1 protein-coding gene is annotated in these 2,468 nt (G+C 66.1%); it reads right to left on the bottom strand.

Going from position 1 to position 2,468, the window contains the following annotated elements:
- A partial coding sequence (locus EOA33_RS32175) for a DUF3971 domain-containing protein (protein WP_127407462.1) occupies positions 1-2,468 on the bottom strand: 2,468 nt, incomplete at both ends.

Here is a 2,468-nt window from a genome sequence, read left to right as displayed (position 1 = left end):
GCATGAAGGTGCCGGTCATGTCCATGTTGTTGTTCTGGTCGTAGAGCGTGCCTTGGAAAGTGGTGCCGATGCGCTCGCCGCGCAGCACCCCGTTCGCCAGCTTCAGATAGCCGGCGCCCTTGTCGATCTCGGCGTAGCCGCGCTCGAACTTGACCCTCGAAGTGTCGATATCGGCCTTGACCGCCTGGTTCAGGCTGCGCGTGTCGCCGGCCGGCGTGGTCGACACGATCGAGGCGAGCTTCGGCTCGTTGACGACGAAGAAGTTGGTGGCATCGACCTGCCCCTTCATCGGCCCATCGCTGGCCCCCGCCATCGACAGCGTGATCGAGCCACCTTCCATGTGCTCGTAGACATTGAGGAAGCGCAGGATGGCGCCGGCGTCGGCCGACTTCATGCTGAGCGCCCGCCTGCCGTCGGCGGTCGTGTTGCGGATGGTAATGGCCGCGCCGGAGCTCGCGGTGGCGCTGACCTCGAGGCCGTTCACGCGGGAGCCGGCGGCGCTGTAGTTCAGCTTCAGGTTGGACAGCATCTCGTCATGGAAGCCGGTAAGCGAACCGACATCGGCGTTGACGGAAATCGCATCGCTGCCGGTGGTCTTGGTGGCGGTGTCGACATCGGAGGTGAACTGCTTGATCAGCGAGCGGGCGTCGAGCGCCTCGCCGCTGACATCGACCGCATAGCCCTTGCCGGACCGCTTCACGGATACGGCGACATCGTCGCCCCGGTTCAAGGCGACCTTGCTGAAGCGCGCCGACGACAGCGCCCCGTTCACGAGCGTCACATCGCCGTCGACGGAAAAGCTTTTTCCGTCGAGATCGAAGTCGGCGAGCGTCGTGGTGGCACCGGCCTTCTTCATCGCGAACGTGACCTTGGCGGCAACGCCCGCGCCCTTGCTCCACCCCGCCCAGGGAATGTCGAGCCTGGCGTTGGTGAGGTCGGCCGAAACGTTCTGTTCGTCGCCTTCGCTCTTGTCGATCGTAACCTTGACGGTTCCCGAAAGCAGCGGCGACAGGCCCGGCATGGCGGCCGCGCGCGTCTTGTCGTCGAGCACGAGCGCGACCTTGCGGCTGCGCGGCGGGCCGTCATCGACGAGCGGCTCGACGATATCGAGCTCGGCCGGGATGCCATTGAGCCGCGCCTTGGCCGAGATCACCGCCTGGTCGGGCTCGACGGTGATAGAGCCGTCGGCCTCCGTCACCGTCTGGTCCTCGAACGGCTTGGCGAGCGACAGGTCCTTGTAGTCCAGCGCCACCAGCCAGTTGAGCTTCGAGGTGTCGACTCCCGACGTCAGCGGTATGTCGGCCTTGACGTGGCCTGTCACCGTGCCGCTGAGGTCCTCCGGCAAGAGGCCGACATGGCGCATGGCGTTGATCGGCTCATACGAGGCTAGTTCGGCGATGGCCGGCGCCTCACCGGCAACATCGATGTCGAGCGCGCCGATAACCGGCGCGTGGTTTGCCTGCTTGACCGTCAGCGTGCCGTTGCTGGCCGCCACCGTGCGGCCGCTGGCCATGTAGACGCTGCCGGAGGACAGCGCGATGTCGACATCGTTGCCATGGAAGGATACCTCGCCCACCGCATCGCGGATCGGCGGGATACGGCCGGCGGTGTCGAAGCGCGAACCCTCGATCTGAAAGCGGCCGAATACCTCGTCGGCCGAAAGCGGGACGCCGTTGCCAAGTCGTCCCGGCACGACCTGGAACTGCAGATTGGCGTCGACGACACGGCCGCCGAACAGATTGTCCAGCACCCACAGACGAGCGTTCCGGGCGGAGAACCAGGGCCATAATTGCTTGACATGCGAGACCGGCATGTCGTGCACGTTGAGCGAAAGCGATATGCCCGGCGGACCGTTGTCGATGAAAGCGATCGAGGCCGAGCCGAGCACTTCGCTTGGCCCACCGGAACGGATGCCTATCTGCTCGGCGACGAGCTTGCGGCTCTTGGTCTGGTAAACACCGGCGATGCGGGCGAAGAAGTTGAGCCCCGGCTCTGGCGATTCTGACGGCGCAAGCGTGGAGCCGTCGCTGGTTAGGTCGTAGCGGTAGGACGGCTCCTCCCCCGCTGCGGCCGGCTTCGGCCCGATCGAACCGGCAAAGTCGAAGGTCGAGCGACCGGTCTTGAGGAGCAACCGGCTGACATCGATCTTGTTGGCGCCGGCCAGGAGTGTCGCATCGGCTTCGACATCGGCTGGCAGCAGCCCGCGCGAACCGAGGTCGAGCACGGAGCCGGCAAGCGACAGCGAAGCGGTCAGCCGCGACTTCGTCTCGCCTGCGCCTTCCGACCCGGTCAGCTTCAAGGCGATTGTGCCCAGCCTGCCACCGGTCTCCGCAGCGGCGCCAGCCGTGCTGGCGTCGGCGAGATTGACGCTGGCATCGAGCGTCGTGATGCGTCCGGTCGCGGTGTCGCGGGCGGTCGAGGCGGTTATGGCGAGCGCACGGCCATCGACAGCCACGTCGTACGAGGCC

Source organism: Mesorhizobium sp. M4A.F.Ca.ET.050.02.1.1, assembly GCF_003997725.1.
Lineage (GTDB): Bacteria > Pseudomonadota > Alphaproteobacteria > Rhizobiales > Rhizobiaceae > Mesorhizobium.
The sequence above is the reverse complement of the archived record's forward strand: the minus strand, read 5'-3'. Positions and strand labels throughout refer to the sequence as shown.